Origin of the sequence: Kitasatospora purpeofusca, assembly GCF_000718025.1 — a bacterium.
Classification (GTDB): domain Bacteria; phylum Actinomycetota; class Actinomycetes; order Streptomycetales; family Streptomycetaceae; genus Kitasatospora; species Kitasatospora purpeofusca.
This window is the reverse complement of the sequence record NZ_JODS01000031.1, coordinates 19,845-36,925: the sequence shown is the minus strand read 5'-3', so window position 1 is coordinate 36,925 and position 17,081 is coordinate 19,845. Positions and strand designations below refer to the sequence as shown.

General features: G+C 75.0%; 17 protein-coding genes and 2 pseudogenes. 7 read left to right on the top strand and 12 right to left on the bottom strand.

Annotated elements, in window-relative coordinates; translation table 11 throughout:
• Position 1: 1 nt before the first annotated feature.
• Both IF01_RS0132485 and IF01_RS0132480 read right to left on the bottom strand, forming a co-directional pair.
• Entirely contained in the window at positions 2–1,132 is a 1,131-nt protein-coding gene (locus tag IF01_RS0132485; RefSeq protein WP_030397184.1) for a sensor histidine kinase, read from the bottom strand.
• Positions 1,129–1,887 carry a response regulator transcription factor gene (locus tag IF01_RS0132480; RefSeq protein ID WP_037782006.1) on the bottom strand — a complete coding sequence of 253 codons (759 nt, stop codon included), beginning with the start codon at positions 1,885–1,887 and terminating at the stop codon, positions 1,129–1,131. The genes IF01_RS0132485 and IF01_RS0132480 overlap by 4 nt, the downstream gene beginning before the upstream one ends.
• A gap of 169 nt (positions 1,888–2,056) precedes the next feature.
• Between IF01_RS0132480 and IF01_RS49410 the strand changes: the two are divergent.
• From IF01_RS49410 to IF01_RS0132470, 3 genes and pseudogenes are all read left to right on the top strand, one after another.
• Positions 2,057–2,785, top strand: a pseudogene (locus IF01_RS49410) (glycosyltransferase family 2 protein); the annotation flags it as partial.
• A 6-nt stretch (positions 2,786–2,791) separates the two neighbouring features.
• Positions 2,792–3,412 (top strand): TIGR04282 family arsenosugar biosynthesis glycosyltransferase, encoded by a 621-nt coding sequence (locus IF01_RS49405; RefSeq protein WP_375341013.1) that lies wholly within the window; start codon positions 2,792–2,794, stop codon positions 3,410–3,412.
• Positions 3,409–4,083: a class I SAM-dependent methyltransferase gene (locus IF01_RS0132470; protein WP_037782003.1), complete on the top strand. Its 675-nt coding sequence runs from the start codon at positions 3,409–3,411 to the stop codon at positions 4,081–4,083. The genes IF01_RS49405 and IF01_RS0132470 overlap by 4 nt, the downstream gene beginning before the upstream one ends.
• Before the next feature lie 40 nt (positions 4,084–4,123).
• On the opposite strand, the gene IF01_RS0132465 is transcribed toward IF01_RS0132470, so the two are convergent.
• Genes IF01_RS0132465 through IF01_RS47825 form a run of 3 tightly spaced genes read right to left on the bottom strand, consistent with a single transcriptional unit; the run spans position 4,124 to position 6,919 of the window.
• Positions 4,124–4,804 (bottom strand): cytochrome b/b6 domain-containing protein, encoded by a 681-nt coding sequence (locus tag IF01_RS0132465; RefSeq protein WP_063764352.1) that lies wholly within the window; start codon positions 4,802–4,804, stop codon positions 4,124–4,126.
• Positions 4,788–5,501 carry a molybdopterin-dependent oxidoreductase gene (locus IF01_RS0132460; protein ID WP_167349787.1) on the bottom strand — a complete coding sequence of 238 codons (714 nt, stop codon included), beginning with the start codon at positions 5,499–5,501 and terminating at the stop codon, positions 4,788–4,790. Before IF01_RS0132460 ends, IF01_RS0132465 begins: the two co-directional genes overlap by 17 nt.
• A gap of 53 nt (positions 5,502–5,554) precedes the next feature.
• Positions 5,555–6,919, bottom strand: a complete 1,365-nt coding sequence (locus IF01_RS47825; RefSeq protein WP_106981254.1) for a glycosyltransferase 87 family protein — start codon at positions 6,917–6,919, stop codon at positions 5,555–5,557.
• Between the two features lie 174 nt (positions 6,920–7,093).
• On the opposite strand from IF01_RS47825, the gene IF01_RS0132450 reads away from it, so the two are divergent.
• Both IF01_RS0132450 and IF01_RS0132445 read left to right on the top strand, forming a co-directional pair.
• The gene (locus tag IF01_RS0132450; RefSeq protein ID WP_078880523.1) at positions 7,094–8,230 is read left to right on the top strand and encodes a molybdopterin-dependent oxidoreductase; all 1,137 of its coding nucleotides are present in this window, start codon (positions 7,094–7,096) and stop codon (positions 8,228–8,230) included.
• Positions 8,227–8,703 (top strand): hypothetical protein, encoded by a 477-nt coding sequence (locus tag IF01_RS0132445; RefSeq protein ID WP_063764350.1) that lies wholly within the window; start codon positions 8,227–8,229, stop codon positions 8,701–8,703. The genes IF01_RS0132450 and IF01_RS0132445 overlap by 4 nt, the downstream gene beginning before the upstream one ends.
• On the opposite strand, the gene IF01_RS0132440 is transcribed toward IF01_RS0132445, so the two are convergent.
• The 3 genes from IF01_RS0132440 to IF01_RS51195 all read right to left on the bottom strand — a co-directional run bounded on the left by IF01_RS0132440 (position 8,669) and on the right by IF01_RS51195 (position 11,979).
• Positions 8,669–9,526, bottom strand: a complete 858-nt coding sequence (locus tag IF01_RS0132440) for an S-methyl-5'-thioadenosine phosphorylase (protein ID WP_030397175.1) — start codon at positions 9,524–9,526, stop codon at positions 8,669–8,671. The two genes, IF01_RS0132445 and IF01_RS0132440, sit on opposite strands and share 35 nt — an antisense overlap.
• 78 nt (positions 9,527–9,604) lie before the next feature.
• The gene (locus tag IF01_RS0132435) at positions 9,605–11,848 is read right to left on the bottom strand and encodes an MMPL family transporter (RefSeq protein WP_063764349.1); all 2,244 of its coding nucleotides are present in this window, start codon (positions 11,846–11,848) and stop codon (positions 9,605–9,607) included.
• Complete coding sequence (locus IF01_RS51195; protein WP_279617283.1) at positions 11,845–11,979, bottom strand: hypothetical protein; 135 nt, start codon at positions 11,977–11,979, stop codon at positions 11,845–11,847. Before IF01_RS51195 ends, IF01_RS0132435 begins: the two co-directional genes overlap by 4 nt.
• Positions 11,980–12,153: 174 nt before the next feature.
• Here IF01_RS51195 and IF01_RS0132430 point away from each other — a divergent pair, with 174 nt between their 5' ends.
• Together IF01_RS0132430 and IF01_RS0132425 are read left to right on the top strand one after the other, a co-directional pair.
• Positions 12,154–13,398: a sensor histidine kinase gene (locus IF01_RS0132430; protein WP_030397173.1), complete on the top strand. Its 1,245-nt coding sequence runs from the start codon at positions 12,154–12,156 to the stop codon at positions 13,396–13,398.
• 5 nt (positions 13,399–13,403) lie between these two features.
• Positions 13,404–14,045, top strand: coding sequence for a response regulator (locus IF01_RS0132425; RefSeq protein WP_233290374.1), 642 nt, complete (start codon positions 13,404–13,406; stop codon positions 14,043–14,045).
• Between the two features lie 45 nt (positions 14,046–14,090).
• Here IF01_RS0132425 and nadE read toward each other — a convergent pair whose 3' ends face one another.
• The 4 genes and pseudogenes from nadE to IF01_RS0132410 all read right to left on the bottom strand — a co-directional run bounded on the left by nadE (position 14,091) and on the right by IF01_RS0132410 (position 17,000).
• Positions 14,091–14,915, bottom strand: coding sequence for an NAD(+) synthase (gene nadE, locus IF01_RS0132420; protein ID WP_030397171.1), 825 nt, complete (start codon positions 14,913–14,915; stop codon positions 14,091–14,093).
• 94 nt (positions 14,916–15,009) lie between these two features.
• The gene (cpt, locus tag IF01_RS0132415) at positions 15,010–15,540 is read right to left on the bottom strand and encodes a chloramphenicol phosphotransferase CPT (protein WP_030397170.1); all 531 of its coding nucleotides are present in this window, start codon (positions 15,538–15,540) and stop codon (positions 15,010–15,012) included.
• A gap of 56 nt (positions 15,541–15,596) precedes the next feature.
• A pseudogene (locus tag IF01_RS50400) lies at positions 15,597–15,725 on the bottom strand (VOC family protein); the annotation flags it as partial.
• Positions 15,726–15,815: 90 nt separating this feature from the next.
• Positions 15,816–17,000, bottom strand: a complete 1,185-nt coding sequence (locus tag IF01_RS0132410; protein WP_030397169.1) for a macrolide family glycosyltransferase — start codon at positions 16,998–17,000, stop codon at positions 15,816–15,818.
• Between the last annotated feature and the right edge of the window lie 81 nt (positions 17,001–17,081).

Sequence of the window (17,081 nt, the reverse complement as noted above, 5' to 3'; positions counted from 1 at the left end):
GTCAGCCGCGGGCGGACGGCAGGGCGATCTCGAAGCAGCAGCCGCCGGCGACGTTGTGGACGCGGGCGCGCCCGGCGTGGGCCTCGACGATGCCGCGGACGATGGCGAGGCCGAGGCCCGCGCCGCTGCCGCCGGCCTCGGCCGGCCTGGGCGTGCGGGCCGCGGTGCCGCGCCAGCCGGTCTCGAAGACCCGGGGCAGGTCCTGGGCGGGGATGCCGCCGCAGCCGTCGGTGACGGAGAGCACCACCTCGTCGGCCTCCCGCCGCGCGGACACCGCGACCACCCCGTCCTGGGGGGTCGAGCGGATCGCGTTGACCAGCAGGTTGCCCAGCACCCGGGTGATCTCGCGGCTGTCGACCTCGACCGGTTCCGGCTCCACCTGCCGGCCCTCCAGCCGGACGCCCCGCTGGCGCGCCAGCGCGTGGGCGCCGGCCAGGGCGTCGTCGACCAGGTCGTAGGCGGAGACCCGGGAGAGCGAGAGGGACAGGCTGCCGGCCTGGATCCGGGAGAGTTCGAACAGGTCGTCCACCATGCCGGTGAGCCGCTCGACCTCGGTGCGGATCCGCCGGAGGTAGCGCTCGGGCTCCTCGGCGACGCCGTCCTCCAGTGCCTCGGCCATCGCCCGCAGTCCGGCGAGCGGGGTGCGCAGGTCGTGCGAGATCCAGGCGACCAGCTCGCGCCGGGACTGTTCGAGGGCCTGTTCGCGGGCCCGGGACTCGGCGAGCCGGGCGCTGGTGGCGGCGAGCTCCCCGCTGAGCTGGGCCAGTTCGCGGCCCAGCGGGTGGGCGGGCGCGGTGAAGCCGGTGTCGCTGCCGACGGTCCTGGCGGCCTCGGTCAGCGCCCGGCTGCCGGCGACCACCTGCCGCCCCAGCAGCGCGGCCGTGCACAGGGACACGACGGCGGCCATGGCGAGCACCGTTATCACGACGCCGAGGTCGTGGGCGGAGAGGAACATGGCCTGCGCGACGGTGAAGGTCCCGGAGGTGACGGCGAGCACGGTGACGACGGCGACGCAGAACAGCGAGAGCGCCATCGAGCGCCGGCGCAGCAGCCGGACGACGGGCCAGCCGAGCAGGCCCGCGCCGCCGGCGCCGAGGGCGGCGAACAGCGCGATCAGCAGCAGGTCCTTCACGAGCGGTCCTCCTCGGCGCGCTGCGCCGGGTCGTAGCGGTAGCCGACGCCCCACACCGTGCTGATCAGCCGCGGCGCGGCGGGGTCGTCCTCGATCTTCTCGCGCAGGCGCCGGACATGGACGGTGACGGTGGAGAGGTCGCCGAAGTCCCAGCCCCAGACGCGGGCCATCAGCTCCTGCCGGGAGAACACCGTCCCGGGGTGCCGCAGCAGGAACGCCAGCAGGTCGAACTCCCGTGCGGTGAGCGATAGTTCGTTCCCCGCCCGGTGGGCGCGACGGGCCGGTCCGTCGAGGGTGATGTCCCCGGAGCGGACGGGCCCGGCCGGGGTACCGGGTGCCGGCGCCCCCGCCCGCGCGCGCCGCAGCACCGACTGGACCCGCAGGACGAGCTCGCGCGGGCTGAACGGCTTGGTGACGTAGTCGTCGGCGCCCAGTTCCAGGCCGAGGATGCGGTCGGCCTCGTCGCCCCTGGCGGTGAGCATGACGACCGGCAGCTGCGCACCGGTGTCCTGGTCGCGCAGGCGCCGCAGCACCTCCAGGCCGTCGATGCCCGGGAGCATCAGGTCCAGGACCACCAGGTCGGGGCGGTGGGCGCGGGCGAGGGCGAGCCCCTGCGGGCCGTCGGCGGCGTGGTCGACCTGGTGGCCGGCTCGGGCGAGGTAACCGGCGACGACCTCGGCCACAGTCGGGTCGTCGTCGATCACCAGGACGCGGCCGGCGGCCGGGGGTCCGGTGGTGGCGGAGGGCTCGTTCACCCCGCCGAGGATAGGTGCCCCCGCACCGGTGCGGACGCCGCGGCCGGCTTCCGTTCGACCTCCGTAAGATCCGGGGAGCTGCCGCGACGGCGCCCCGGTGGGCCGTCGGCGCGACGTTCGACTTCCGTAAGGCTGCGGCGCCGCCGCGCGGGGCCGAACGGCCCCTAGCGTGACCGGCGTGACCTCCGTTACCCCTCTTCTTCCTTCCTCCGGTGTCGACGTCGTGCTGCCCTGCCTCGACGAGGCGGCGGCCCTGTCCTGGGTGCTCGGGCGGATCCCGCCGGGCTGGCGGGCGATCGTCGTGGACAACGGTTCGCGCGACGGCTCGGCCGAGCTGGCCCGATCGCTCGGGGCGACCGTGGTCGAGGAGTCCCGGCGCGGATTCGGCGCCGCCTGCCACGCCGGACTCCTCGCCGCCACCGCCGAGTTGGTCTGCTTCATGGACTGCGACGGCTCCCTCGATCCCGCCCAACTGCCCCGGGTGACCGCTCCGGTGGCCGACGGCAGCGCCGACCTCGTGCTCGGCCGCCGCCGGCCTGCGACCGTGAACGCCTGGCCCCTGCACGCCCGGCTCGCCAACACCGTGCTGGCCCACCGTCTGCGGGCCCGCACCGGCGCCCCGCTGCACGACCTGGGGCCGATGCGGGCCGCGCGGCGCGAGCGCCTGCTCGCGCTCGGGCTGGGCGACCGCCGCTCCGGCTATCCGCTGGAGATGGTGCTCGCCGCCTCGGCCGCCGGCATGCGGATCGCCGAGACCTCCGTCGACTACCTGCCGCGCGCCGGCCGGTCGAAGGTCACCGGCACACTGCGCGGCACCCGGCAGGCGATCCGCGACATGCGGGCCGTCCTGGCCGCACCGCCGCCCACCCTGCTGGTCATCGCCAAGGCTCCCGCGCCCGGGCGGGTGAAGACCCGGCTCACCCCGGCCTGCACGCCCGAGCAGGCGGCGGCGCTGGCCGAGGCCGCGCTGGTGGACACCTTGCACACCCTGGCGACCGTACCGGCCGGGCGACGCCTGCTGGTCCTGGACGGCGAGCCGGGCCGCTGGCTGCCACCGGGGTGGCAGGTGGTCCCGCAGAGCGGCGGCGGCCTGGACGCCCGGCTGGCGGCGGCCTTCGGCCACGCGGCCCGGCTCGCCCCGCACGCGCCCGCGCTGCTGGTCGGCATGGACACCCCGCAGGTGGACGCGGCCACCCTGGCCGAGCCGCTCTCACCGGTGCGCCGGGCCGGGGCCGACGCCTGGTACGGGCCCGCGTCCGACGGCGGCTTCTGGGCCCTCGGCCTGGCCCGGCCGACCGAGGACCTCGCCCGCCGGCTCCTCCTGGGGGTGCCGATGTCGACCCCGGACACCGGGCGGATGCTCCTCGACCGGCTCGCGGTGGCCGGCCTGGCGGTCCGCCTGCTGCCCGAGGCCACCGACGTCGACACCGTCGAGGACGCCCGGCTGGTCGCCGCCCAGGCACCGCGCAGCCGGTTCGCCGCCCGCCTGCACTCGTTCCGCACCGCCCCCGAGGTGGCGGGTTGAGCGGCACCGCGACGGCCTGGATCGACGACCCGTTCGCCGACGCCGTCCGCACCGGACGCGGTCCGCTGTGGCTGCGGGGCGACGACGGCCACCGGATCCCGCTGGACATCGAGCGCTGGTGCGCGCCCGCCGCCGGCGGCGACCACAGCCTGCTGCTGCGCTGCCTCGACCTGACCGCGCCGGTCGTGGACCTCGGCTGCGGGCCCGGCCGGCTGGTCGCCGCGCTGCTCGCCCTCGGGGTCCCGGCCCTCGGTGTCGACGTCACCCCGGCGGCCGTCAGCCGCACCACGGGCCTCGGCGGGGCGGCGCTCTGCCGGTCGGTGTTCGACCGGCTGCCGGCCGAGGGCCGCTGGGGCGCGGCCCTGCTGGCGGACGGCAACCTCGGCATCGGCGGGAACCCGCAGGCCCTGCTGCGGCGGGCCGCCGAACTGATCGCGCCGGACGGGCTGCTGCTGGTGGAGGTGGAACCGCAGGAGGTCGACGAGCGCGTCACCGTCCGGGTCGAGGGCCCGGACGGCCGGCTCGGGCCGCCGTTCGCCTGGGCGCGCCTCGGCGCCGGGGCCGCCGTCCGGCGGGCCCGCGGCGCCGGGCTGGTCGAGGCGGAGCGGTGGACCTCCCACGGCCGGCGCTTCCTCGCCCTGCGCAGGTGCGGCGGCGCACCCGCCCGCTGAGGCCGTCCGACCTACCGGGGTACACCCCTCGGCCGGCGCCTCACGGGCGGGGCGCGCCGCCGCCCCGGACCGGCTGCTCCCGGACCGGCTGCTCCTGGGTCGGCTGCTCCTGGTCCGGGGCCGGCGCGGGCACCCACTGCGGGTGCTCGCGCTCGGCCCAGCGCCGGTCCACCAGCCCGGTCCGCATCCCGCGCCGGGCCTCGGGATCGCGGACCGCCATCCGCACGTGCCCGGCGATCACCACGGCGATCGCCGCCGCGAACCAGTCGTGGACGAAGGTCGCGCCGGTCCGCCAGGCCGGCGGCGTCAGACGGACGAGCCACATCACCAGCCCCGTCCCGACGATCACCAGCATCGACCCGAGCGTCCACTGGGCGTACAGCTTCTGCCCGGCGTTGAACTTCCCCGCCGGACGGCGCGACGCACGCGCCCGTACGGCCCGCAGCCACGCCCGGTCCGCGGGAACGAACCGGCTCAGCCCGGACACGTCCGCACGCACCGCGCGGAAGGCCAGTCCGAGCAGCAGCGGCACCGGCAGCGCGAGGCCGCACCACACGTGCACGGTGACCACCAGCCTCCGGCGGCCGACCAGTTCGGCCAGTGGCGGCAGGTAGAGGCAGCCGGCGGTGGCCAGGCAGGTCAGCATCAGCGCGGCGGTGGCGCGGTGCACCAGGCGCTCGGCCCGGGTGAAACGGAGCAGCAGGTCAGGCGGTCGGCGCATCGTCACGTCCGTTCGAGCGGCCGACCCAGGCGTCGGTGTCGTAGCCGAGTTCCTCCCAGTAGCCCGGCCGCACCGTGTCGGTGACGGTGATCCCGGAGAGCCACTTGGCCGACTTGTAGAAGTACATCGGGGCCACGTACAGCCGCACCGGGCCGCCGTGGGCGTGGGAGATCGGGGCGTCCCGGAGCTTGAGCGCGACCAGGACGTCGTCCCGCCGGGCCTGCTCCAGGGTGAGGCTCTCGGTGTACTCGCCGTCGAAGCAGCTGAACCGCACCGCCCGGGCGCCCGCCGTGACGCCGGCGGCGTCGAGCAGGTGGGCCAGCGGCACACCCTCGAAGGGGGTGTCCGGCACCCGCCAGCCGGTCACGCACTGCACGTCCCGCACGATCCGGCGCTGCGGCATCGCCCGCAGGTCGGCCAGTCGGTAGCGGCCGGGCCGTTCCACCAGCCCGTCCACGGTCAGGGTGTACGTGTCCGCGTCGCGGGTCGGCACCGAGGCGACCACCGAGTAGTACCGGAAGCCGCCTCCTCCCGGCAGCAGGCCGGTGAGGCCCGTCGGGTCCCGGCCGGCCACCGCCTCCTGGGCGCGCAGGAGGTACGGGCCGGCCGCGACTCCCGCCGCGCCGAGCCCGAGCAGGCCGAGCACCACGCGGCGGCCGACCGGAGTGCCCCGGCCCTCTTCGTTCTGTTCGCTCACACTGCCGATCCGACCAGCCGGCGGGCCGAGGGGCCAGAGTCCGCCCCCACCCGTCAGACTTTCGTCATTTCCGGCCGCCCGCCGCCACGGCTTCCCTCCGCCACGGCTGCCCGCCCCTCGACGTACTGCCGCAGCAGCGGGACCAGGAGGACGACGCACAGCGCGGTCCCGTAGGAGAGCTGCTGCGCGCTCTGCCCTCCGGTCAGGTAGAGCGCCTGCCCGGCGGCCGGGACGGCCAGCCACTCCCAGCGGCCGTCGAGGGCGACCAGTGCGACCACCAGCAGCCCGTACCACGGGTAACCGGGCGCGACCAGCAGCAGCGCGGTGCCCGTCACGAGCAGCGCGCCCTCCCAGGGCCGCTCCCGGTCGCCCCGAAGGAGCACCCGGACCACCACGATCGCCAGCACCAGCCCCGCCGCCCACGGTGCGAGGCGGTCCGACAGGACCAGGCGCAGCAGCCCGAACCGGTCGATGTGCCCCTGCTCGTAGCCCTCCTCGCGCAGGTAGCCCGGCAGGTAGCCCAGGACGGAGGTGCCGGAGGCGGCGACGTACGGCAGGTAGGAGAGGGCGAACGCGCCCAGCGCGGAGCCGAGGAGCAGGACGTCGCGGCGGGTCGGGCGGCGGGCCAGCAGGCCGGACAGCGCCCCGGGGAGGGCGAGCGCGGGCAGCAGTTTGGTGGCGGTCGCGCCACCAAGGAGGAGTCCCCCGCGAACGGCTCGGCCCCGGGCCGCGCAGCCGAGCCCGGCGACGGTGAGCAGCGCGCCGAGCGTGTCCACGTGCGCGTCGTTGACCGCCCACACGGTCACGCCGGGGAACCACCCCCACAGCGCGGCGCGCCACGGCGCCCGCCCCGTTCCCAGCAGGAGCCCGGTGGTCGCCACCGCCAGCAGTGCCCCGGCGGCCTGGACCCCGCGCACCCCGCCCCCGAAGGGGTGCACGGCGAGGAACCAGGCCTGTGCGACGGGCGGGTAGACGGTGTGCACGGCCGGCCGGTTGATGCGGGTGCAGTCCCCGGCCGCGGTCCGCCGCTCGTCCCAGCCGGTGCAGCCGGCGCCCTCCGGGAACAGCCCGGGATCGCGCAGCCGGGCCAGCGCCGGGTCGTCCGGGGTGTGCGCGTAGGGCGAGATCCCGGCGGCCTGGACCCGCCCGTCCCAGACGTAGCGGTAGGCGTCGTCGCTGGTCCGCGGCGGGGCCAGGAGTCCGACGGCGGCCACCGCGACGCTGCCCGCCAGGACCAGTGGCACCACCTGCCGGCCGGGCACCCTGCGCAGCAGCAGTACCGCGAGGGCGAAGAGCGCGACGTCGAGGAGGTACCAGCCGTGGCGCGGGAGGGCGCCGGCCTGGGCGACGGTCAGCGCCAGGGCGGTGACCAGGGCGGCAAGGGCGAGGAGGCAGCGCAGCGAGGTACGGGGGATCACGTCGGCCACCCTCCCACCGCCGGGGGCCGGCGGGCCGGGCGGCGGGGCCGCCGTTCGGATTCCGTAAGCACGTCGGAGCACCGGTCGGGCCCGTCCGGGCGCTTCGATGGACACGTGGAATCCGAACCCGCCGACTCCGGCACTCCGGCCGCCCGCCGCCGCTACGACCCGCCGCTGCCCGCTCCCCCGTCGTTCCTCCGGCGCGGGCCGTTCCGCGCGAACGCGTTCACCTCGCCGCTGCACGAGCCGCGGACGGTGGTCGTGGTGGGACGGTGGCTGGGCGCGGCCCTGCTGCTGTGCTTCCTGACCGGCCTCGTCAGCCATCTGCTCCAGGACCCGCCCGCCTGGCTCGCCCCCCACCTGCCCGCGCGCCCGGTGAACGGCTACCGCGTCACCCAGGGCCTGCACGTGATCGCCGGTCTGGCCGCGATCCCGCTGGTCGGCGCGAAGCTGTGGGCGGTCTACCCCCGGCTGTTCGAGTGGCCCCCGGCGCGCAGTGTGCTGCACGCCCTGGAGCGGCTCGGCATCGCCGTCCTGGTCGCGGCCGTCCTGCTGGAGCTGTTCACCGGTCTGCTGAACACCCTGCAGTGGTACCCGTGGCCGTTCCCGTTCCGGCAGACCCACTTCTGGCTGGGCTGGCTGGCCACCGGCGGGCTGCTGGTCCACCTGGCGGTCAAGGCGCCGCTGATCGCGGCGAACTGGTGGCGCCGGGCGGCGCCCGTGCCGGCCGGGCGCCGGGCGTTCCTCACCTCGGTGTTCGCCGCCACCGGCGCGGTCACCCTGGTCACGGCCGGACAGACCGTGCCCTGGCTGCGCGCCCTGGACCTGCTGGCACCGCGGCGCCCCGACCTCGGCGCCCAGGGCCTGCCGGTGAACCGCACCGCCGCCCAGGCCGGCACGCTCACGGTGCCGGCCGGCTGGCGCCTCGTCGTCGACGGGCCCAGGCCGTACGAACTCACCCTCGCCGAGCTCGGCGAACTCCCCCAGTACGAGGTGGAGTTGCCCATCGCGTGCGTGGAGGGCTGGAGCGCCACCGCCCAGTGGGGCGGGGTGCGGGTCTCCGACCTGCTGGCGCGGGCCGGGGCCCCGACCGGATCCGACGCCCGGGTCACCTCCCTGGAGGCCGAGGGGCCCTACCGGGTGATGGAGATGCCCGCGCAGTACGCGGACGATCCGCTCAGTCTGCTGGCCCTGCGGGTCAACGGCGAGGTGCTGACGGCGGACCACGGGTTCCCGGCGCGGATCGTCGCCCCGAACCGGCCCGGTGTCCTGCAGACCAAGTGGGTCGCCCGGATCGAGGTGGTCGCATGAGCACCGCGCTCCGCGGTCTGCTGCTGGCGGCCGGCCTCGGCCTGATCGGCTACGGCCTGTACGGGCTGCTCGGCGACCCGTACATCACCGACCCGGTGGACGTCCTGGTCTGGGGGTTCGGGGGGCTGGTGCTCCACGACGGCCTGTGGGTGCCGCTGCTGTGCCTGCTGGGCGCGTTCCTGGTGCGCGGGCCGGTACTGCGCGGCTGGCTGGTGGTCGCGGCGGCCGTCACCGCCGTCGGCCTGCCGGCCGTGCTGCGCGCCGGGGACGACGGCGGCAACCCGTCCGTGCTGCCGCTGCCGTACCTGCGCAACTGGCTGCTGGTGCTGGCCGCCACCGCCGGACTCGCGCTGCTGGTCGCGCTGGTCGGGCGGTGGCGGCGCCGGGATCCTGCCGTCGGGCGCCGGGCCCGGGCCGTCGGGTTCCGCGATCGGGCCGTCAGGCGCCGGGCACCCCGGGGAGACCGGTCGTGAGGCCGTCCAGGGCGTGCGGGCACGGGCAGTCGCGCACCACCGGGAGGCGCTCCACCGCCTTGAACAGCACGGTGCGCAGCCGGTCGACGTTGCGGGCGAACTCCTGCAGCACCTCGCCGTGGGTGACGCCCGCACCGCTCTCCACGCCCGCGTCGAGGTCGGTGACCAGGGCCACCGAGGTGTAGCAGAGCCCGAGTTCACGGGCGAGGACAGCCTCCGGGTGCCCGGTCATGCCGACCACCGACCAGCCGTTGGCGGTGAACCAGCGGGACTCCGCGCGGGTGGAGAAGCGCGGGCCCTCGATCACCACCAGGGTGCCGCCGTCGACCGGCTCCCAGGCCGCCTCCCGGGCGGCCTCCGTCGCCGCCCGCCGCCCGGCCGGGCAGTACGGGTCCGCCGTCGACACGTGCACCACCTGCGGCACCGTGCCGTCCGGCAGCGGCAGGCCGTCGTAGTAGGTCTGCGGGCGCCCCGAGGTCCGGTCGACGAACTGGTCGGGCACCAGCAGGGTGCCCGGCCCGTACTCCGGCCGCAGCCCGCCGACCGCGCAGGGCGCCAGCACCTGGCGCACGCCCAGGGTGTGCAGCGCCCACAGGTTCGCCCGGTAGTTGATCCGGTGCGGGGGGAGCCGGTGGCCCCGTCCGTGCCGCGGCAGGAACGCGACCCGGCGGCCGGCCACCTCGCCCACGAACAGCGCGTCGCTCGGCTCACCGTAGGGGGTGTCCACCCGCACCTCGGTCACGTCGTCCAGCAGCTCGTAGAGCCCGGATCCGCCGATCACGCCCACCTCGGCGGTGGGCAGGACGTCCTGGTCGACCGTCATCGCGGTCCGCCTCTCTCCTCGGGAACAGCCTCCGGGCCACTGTAGGAACGGACCGTGCCGGATCCGGGCCGCCGGTCCTTACGAATCGCGAACGTCCCCCGTGCGGCGGGCGAGGAGCAGGAGCTCGCCGCCCGCGTCGCGCTCCGCCCGGATCCCCGGTGCCGGGCCCCGCTCCCGCCGCTCGCCGTCCGGGAGGCCCAGGCGCCGCCGGAGCCGCCGCAGTGGAGTCGGCGCCCACCAGGCCCGGTGTCCCAGCAGTTTCATCGTCGACGGCACGAGCACGGCCCGGACCAGGGTCGCGTCCACCACGACGGCGATCACCAGGCCGACGCCGATCATCTGCATGAAGGCGATGGACGAGACCAGGAATCCGCAGACGACAACCACCATCAGGAGAGCGGCACTTGTGATGATCCTTCCGGTCCGTTGCAGGCCGAGCGCGACGGACTCGCCCGGATCGCCGGTGCGGTCGTAGGCCTCCTTGATCCGGGAGAGCAGGAAGACCTCGTAGTCCATCGCCAGTCCGAAGGCGATCGCCACGATCAGTACCGGGAAGTCGGCGTCGATCGCGCCGATCGGGGTGAAGCCGAACAGTTCGTGCAGACAGCCGTCCTGGAAGATCAGCTTGATCGCGCCGAACGCCGCCGAGAGCGACAGCAGGTTCAGCAGCACCGACTTGAGCGCAATGGCCACCGAGCCGAAGGCCAGGAAGAGCACCAGGGCGGAGACCACCGCGACGAACAGGGCCATCCACGGCGCCCGGGAAGCGATCATGTCGACGATGTCCACCCGGGAGGCGGGCATTCCGGTGAACCGGGTGGTGGCGGCCGCCGGCGGCGCCTGGGCCCGCAGGCCGTCCACCATGGCGCGGGCTTCCACCGACATCGGGTCCATCGAGTAGTACGCGGTGATCCGGGCCAGGTTCTCGTGGGTGTTGGTCACCGCGGCGCCCCGTACACCGGGCACCGAGTTCAACCGGGCGGCGTACTCGCCGAGCGGTCCGGTCTCGGCGCTCGCGGCGCCGGGGAGCGTGACGACGGCGGTGACGGTCCTGGTCGGGTCCTGCCGGAAGTCCGTGGCGAACTCCCGGGTGACGACCCGGGCGTCCGCACCGGCGGGCAGCACCCAGTCGCCGGGGCGCGCCCAGTTGGCGCCCAGGATCGGCGCCCCCAGGCCGACCAGCAGGGCGACCACCGCGAGCGTGGTCAGCAGCGGACGGCGCATCACGGCCTTCGCCGTGCGGTACCACCGGCCCCGGCTCTCCGGCCGGGGCGCCGTGCCCCGTCCGTCCCACGGCATCGGCACCCGCCAGGAGTCGATCCGGTGGCCGGTGCCCCGGAGCAGCGCGGGGAGCAGGGTCAGCGAGCCGATCACCGCGAACGCGACCACGGAGACGGCCGCATAGCCCATCGAGCTCAGGAAGCGGGACGGGAAGAGCGTCAGACCGGCGAAGGAGATGGCGACCGCGAGACCGGAGAAGGCCACCGTGCGGCCCGCGGTGGCGCTGGTGCGCTCGACGGCGGCGTCCACCGACGCTCCGGCGGCGAGCTCCTCACGGAACCGGTTGACCATGATCAGCGCGTAGTCGATGGCGAGCCCGAGCCCGAGGATGGTGATCACGTTGATCACGCTGCTGGAGACGGCGACGAAGAGGGTGAGCACGCGCAGGACCGCGAAGGACCCGAGCGCCACCACCGCGCCGACGGCCAGTGGGAGGGAGGCGGCGACGGCACTGCGGAAGACGAGCACGAGCAGCACCAGCAGCAACGGCACCGAGAGCATCTCGGCCCGTCCGATGTCCTTCCCCGTCAGTCCGTTGACCTGCGCCGTCATCGCGGTGACGCCGCCGAACCGGACCTCCGTCCCCGGGACCTCGAAGCTGCCTTCGACGGCCTTCAGCGCCTTGACCCGCTCCTGGTCGTCCGAGGACTTGAACTGCAGCGCCACATAGGTGGCTCGGCCGTCCTTGCTGAGGAAGTCCGGGTTGCCGCCGGTGGACCAGTAGGTGTCCACCCGGGCCAGATCGGTTCGGGGCACCGCCGCCACCGCGGCCCGGATCGGTCCGGCGAGGGACGGGTCGGTGACCGGTCGGTCGGCGCTGCGGTACATCACCACGACATCGTCGGCCTGCCGGCCGAGAGGTCCGGCGAGCACCTTGTCGGCCCGGGCGGACTGGCTGGCCGGGTCGTCGAACCCGGCCCCGCCCGTGATGGCACCGAACACGCCGGTGCCCCAGGCGCCGGCCAGCAGGGTGAACAGGGCCGCGGCGATCAGCACCCACCGCCGGTTCGCGGCGGCGAACCTCCCGATCGACGCGATCACTTGAGCGCTCCTTCGGGGAGTGGGGAGGAGAGGGCGGTGAGGGCGGTGAGGGCGCGCGCCGGGCCGCCGTGGGCCGGCGGCGGGGGCGGCGCCGCGTTCGAGGGGGCGCCGGGAGTTTGAGCCTTGGTCATGTACCCAGCCTTCCGGCGGGGCAGGAGCGTGGGCTTCGGGCGACCGGTCGGAACAGGCGGCCGGAGGGGCCGGATCGACGGCCCGAAGAGCCGGACCGGGTGGCCGGAAGGAGGAGGCCGCCCTCCCCCTCGGGGAGGATCATGAAAGGCGCCCCTCGCCGTACAGTCCCGTCTGTGGCACGGGAATGGATCAGACGTCTCCTCAACCGCCGGTTCGGGCCGATGCGGCTGGCACTGGTGGCCTTCGGCCTGGGCTATCTGCTGCTCCTGCGGAGGCCGGCCGAGCTGGGGGCGGCGGACTGGTCGATCGGCCTGGCCGTACTGGTGCTGGCCTCGGTCGGCGGCTTCCGGCTGCTGCCCGTGGCACTCGGCCAGGCCGGGATGCTGGCGCTGGCCGAGCTGTACGCGCCGACCGTGCTGGTCGAGGTCAAGGTCGGCGCCAGCGCCGCGCTGTTCGAACTGGCGGTGCGCCGGTGGGGCCGACCGACGACGGTGGCAGCGGCGGCACTGCTGGCCGCCCAGCTGGTCTCCGCCGGTCATACCGCCGGCGGCATCGGCTCCGCCCTCTACCGGGCGGCGGTGATCGTCAGCGTCCCGGTCCTGCTGGCCGGCTACATCCGCTCGGCCGAGTCGGCGGCCCGCACCGCCCAGGAGCGCGCCCGCGAGGCCGAGCACAGCCGGGACCTCGCCGAGTGGGGCGCCCGGATGGGCGAACGGGCGGCGATCGCCCGGGAGTTGCACGACATGGTGGCGCACCATCTGGCGTCCACGGTGCTCCGGGTGGGCGTGGCGCGGCACGTCCTGCCACGGACCGACCAGCGGCTCGCCGAGGTACTGGACGACGTGCACGCCAGCGCCACCACCGCGCTCACCGACCTGCGACGGCTGCTCACCGCACTGCGGGAACCCGCCGACCAGGACCTGCCGCCCCAGCACCTGGCACCGCTGCTCGCGGAGACCGCCGGCCTGCCGGCCGCGGTGCAGGGGGTGGTGGAGCGGTCCCGGCAGGCCGGGCTGAGGATCGAGGCCGAGATCGGCCCGCGGATCTCGGAGCTGGACGCGATCCGGAGCCTGACCGTGCTGCGGCTGGTCCAGGAGGGGCTGGCGAACGTGACCAAGCACGCCGGGCCGTACGCCGCCGTACGGCTCCGGGTGGGGATGGAGGAGGGGACCTTGCAGCTGGACCTGGAGAACGACCTGCCGCGACGACGCGGGCCGGACGGATCGGACGAGCTGAACGGGCCGGACGGTGCGGGCCTGCCGCAGTACGAGGGCGCCGGCTACGGGTTGCTCGGCATGCGCGAACGGGTCGCGCTGGTCGGAGGCGCCATCGACGTGGGGAAGGTCCCCGGCGGCTGGCGCCTCACCGCCAGCCTGCCCGCCTCGGCCGCCTCGGCACCGGACCGGGGCCGACCGTGATCAGCGTGCTGATCGCCGACGACCAGCAGCTGGTGCGGGCGGGTGTGCGGATGCTCTGCGAGTCCACGGCGGACATCACGGTGGCCGGCGAGGCGGTGAACGGCGCCGAGGCACTGCGGCTGGCCGAGCGGCTCGACCCGGACGTGGTCCTGATGGACCTGCACATGCCCGGGACGGACGGCATCACGGCCACCCGGCAGATCCTGCGGGTCCGGCCCGCCACCAGGGTGGTGGTGCTGACCACCTTCGACGACGACGACCGGCTCTACCCGGCGCTCGCCGCGGGCGCCTGCGGCTTCCTGGCGAAGGACGTGTCCCCGGAGTCGGTGCTGGACTCGATCCGCCGGGCGGCCCAGGGGGAGAGCCCGTACAGCCCGAGCGTGCTGCGCAGGGTGGTGTCCCGGGCCTCCTCGGCCTGGGACACCGAGGGCGACCGGCGGCGCGACGCGGTGCACTTCACGGACCGCGAGCAGGAGGTCCTCCGACTGGTCGCGGAGGGACTCTCCAACACCGAGATCGGCGAACGGATGCACATCGGGATCACCACGGTGAAGACCCATGTGTCCAACCTGATGACCAAGACCGGCAGCCCGAACCGGGTACGGCTGGCGGTGCTGGCGATCCAGCGGGGCCTGACCGCCCCCTGACCGGCCGGCCCGCGCCGAGGAGGGGCGGGCCGGGCCGCCGAGCCGTCAGGGCGCGATCGGCAGCTGCCGCTTGTGCTCGGTGAGCCGGTAGCGGCGGACGATCGCGGCGAACGCCTCCTCCGACACCGGCTTGCCCTCCAGGAAGTCGTCGATCTCGTCGTAGGTCACACCGAGCGCGTCCTCGTCCGGCAGGCCCGGCTTCAGCGTCTCCAGGTCGGCGGTCGGCGTCTTCCAGACCAGCGCGGCCGGCGCGCCCAGCGCCTCCGACACGGCGCGCACCCGGCGCTTGGTCAGCCCGGTCAGCGGCACCACGTCGGCCGCGCCGTCGCCGAACTTGGTGAAGAAGCCCGACACGGCCTCCGCCGCGTGGTCGGTGCCCACCACCAGGCCGTCGTACGCGCCGGCCACCGCGTACTGCGCGACCATCCGCTGCCGGGCTTTGATGTTGCCCTGCACGAAGTCCTCGTGGTGCGCGTCCCGGAACTGCGTCCCACCGGCCCGTACCGCGGCCAGCGCCGCGTCGCTCGCCGCCTTCACGTCGACCGTGAGCACCCGGTCCGCGCGGATGAACTCCAGCGCGAGCTGGGCGTCCGCCTCGTCCGCCTGGGTGCCGTACGGCAGGCGCATCGCGTAGAACGTCGCCTCGTGCCCGGCCGCCCGCACCCGCTCCACCGCCAGCTGGCACAGCCGGCCGGCGGTCGTCGAGTCCACGCCGCCGCTGATCCCCAGCACCAGCGACCGCAGGCCGGTCGAGGTCAGCCGCTCCGCCAGGAACGCCACCCGCCGCTCGATCTCCACCGCCGCGTCGAACTCCGACCCCACCTGGAGTTCCCGCGCGATCTCCTGCTGCACAGCCGCCACGTCGCTCACGACCTGCTCCTCACTTTGCCCACCGGCCCCCGTTCACCGGACCGGCCCCCAACTCTAGAGGAGCCCCCCGGCCGCCCACGGCCGCCCCCGACGCTCACTCCACCCGGGCCGCCACGAGTACCGCGCACCGCTCGGCCGGGTGCGTGCCGGTGTCGACCGTCAGGTCGTATCCGATACCCCGGTGGACGGCGACCGCCTGCGCGGCGGCCATGCCCGCCGCGCGGTCGCCACGGGCTGCTTCGCGGGCGGCGGCGGTCTCCGGGGCGCAGTGGACACCGACCCAGAGCACCTCCAGGCCGTCGAGGGCCTCGCGCCAGCGCTGCTGGGAGGCCGGGCCGCCGAGGAAGACGTCGTCGACGACGACACGGGCGCCGGCCCGGGCCATGGCGGCGATGCCGTGGGCCCAGGCGGTGTCGAGCAGCCGGAAGGTGTCCCCGACGGTGACGGCCTCGGTGTCGACGGCGATGCCCTCGGCCCCGTCGCGCAGCCTGGCCGGCAGGGCGTCGACGAGGGTGTCGACGCTGAAGGCGAGCCATGGGCCGGGCAGGAGGTTCTGGAGGGTCCGGGCGAGGGTGGTCTTGCCGGAGCTGGAGCCCCCGTTGAGGACGATCACCTGTGTGCGCACAGGGCGCAGCCTACGGTGGGAGAGCGGCCCGGCGAGCTTGGACTCCTGGCGGGCGGATCCTCCCACGTGGCGAACCCCTCCGGTGGCGGCGGCACGACGTACCCGAGCGCCTCGCACCGGAAACGGGCGAGGCGCTCGGGTACCGCACAGTCGAAGGTGACCTGGAACTGCTTGATCGATGACATCGGCCCGCCATGGCGGCGCGCACCGCACACCGGGTCCCCCGGGCGGCCGTCGGTCGTTCCGCTTCTCGTCGGGGAGGCCCTGCGGTGTGGTCAGGTCGTGCGCTTCAGGTAGCCCTCGATCTCGTCGGCGGCGCGGGTGGCACCGCCCGCTTCCCGGATGAGCCGCTGCGCCTCGGTTCCCCGCTCCCGCACGGCCGCGTCGGCGGCCACCTCGGTGATCGCGGCCCGCAGCAGGCTCACGTCGACCTCCGCCGGCAGCAGTACCCGGCCGAGGCCCAGTTCGGCCACCCGCGCGGTGTTGGCCGCGACGTCCGGCCAGGACGGCACTCCGAGTATCGGGCAGCCGGCGTCCAGGGACTCCAGCACGCCGCCCATGCCGCCGTGGGTGATCACCAGCCGGGCGTGCCGGAGCACTTCCAGGTGCGAGACCCAACGGTGGACCTCGACGTTGTCCGGCAGCGGACCGAGGTCGGCCGGGTCCATCCCCCTGCCCACCGAGACGACGGCGTGCCAGGGCAACTCGGCGAAGGCGTCCACGCACAGCCGGAAGAACTCCGGATGCTTGTTGTGCACGGTCCCCATCGAGACCAGCGCCACCGGCAGGCCGCTCGCCGGGGGCTGCCACTCCCCCAGGAAGGCGCGCTCCGTGAGGCACGGCCCGACGAAGGCGAAGCGCTCGTCGAAGCTCTCGCCGTACGGCTGGAAGAACCGCGGCACGTGGACGAGGTTGAGGCTCTCGGTGCGCATCATGAACTCGTGCACCGGCTCGTCGACGCCGTACGAGGCCAGCAACTCGGCCATCCGGACGCCGAATTCGACCATCACCTCCTCGGTGAGCGGGACTGCGCCGTCCGCCTCCATCATCTGCTGCACGAAGGAGTAGGTGTCGTTGGAGGCGAAGAACGGCGTCGACTGGACGGCCGGGATCCCCCAGGTGTGGGCCAGCACCCGGCCGGACTGGAAGGCCACGGCGTCGTAGACCACCGCGTCGGGCCTGGCGTCGCCGAACCGTTCCTGGACCGCGCGCAGGATGGCGATGTTCTCGTCCAGGAAGATCAGCGGGGTGCGCCCGTTCTCGGGACCGCCCACGCTGTCCAGCGGCTGGGTGGAGTCGTAGCGCAGGTGTTCGGCGCCGACCTCGGCCAGTGCCTCGGCGAACTCGTCGACGGCCACGTAGGTGACCCGGTGCCCGCGGCGTACCAGTTCACCGACGACCGCCAGAGTGGGGAAGACATGGCCGTGGGCCGGGATGTTGACCATCAGGATGTGGCTCACTGCTACTCCGTCGGTGTCGGGAGGAGGGAAGAAGGAAGAGGCAAGCGCGATGCGGGAAGGGGGAAGGGGCGCGGCAGGCCG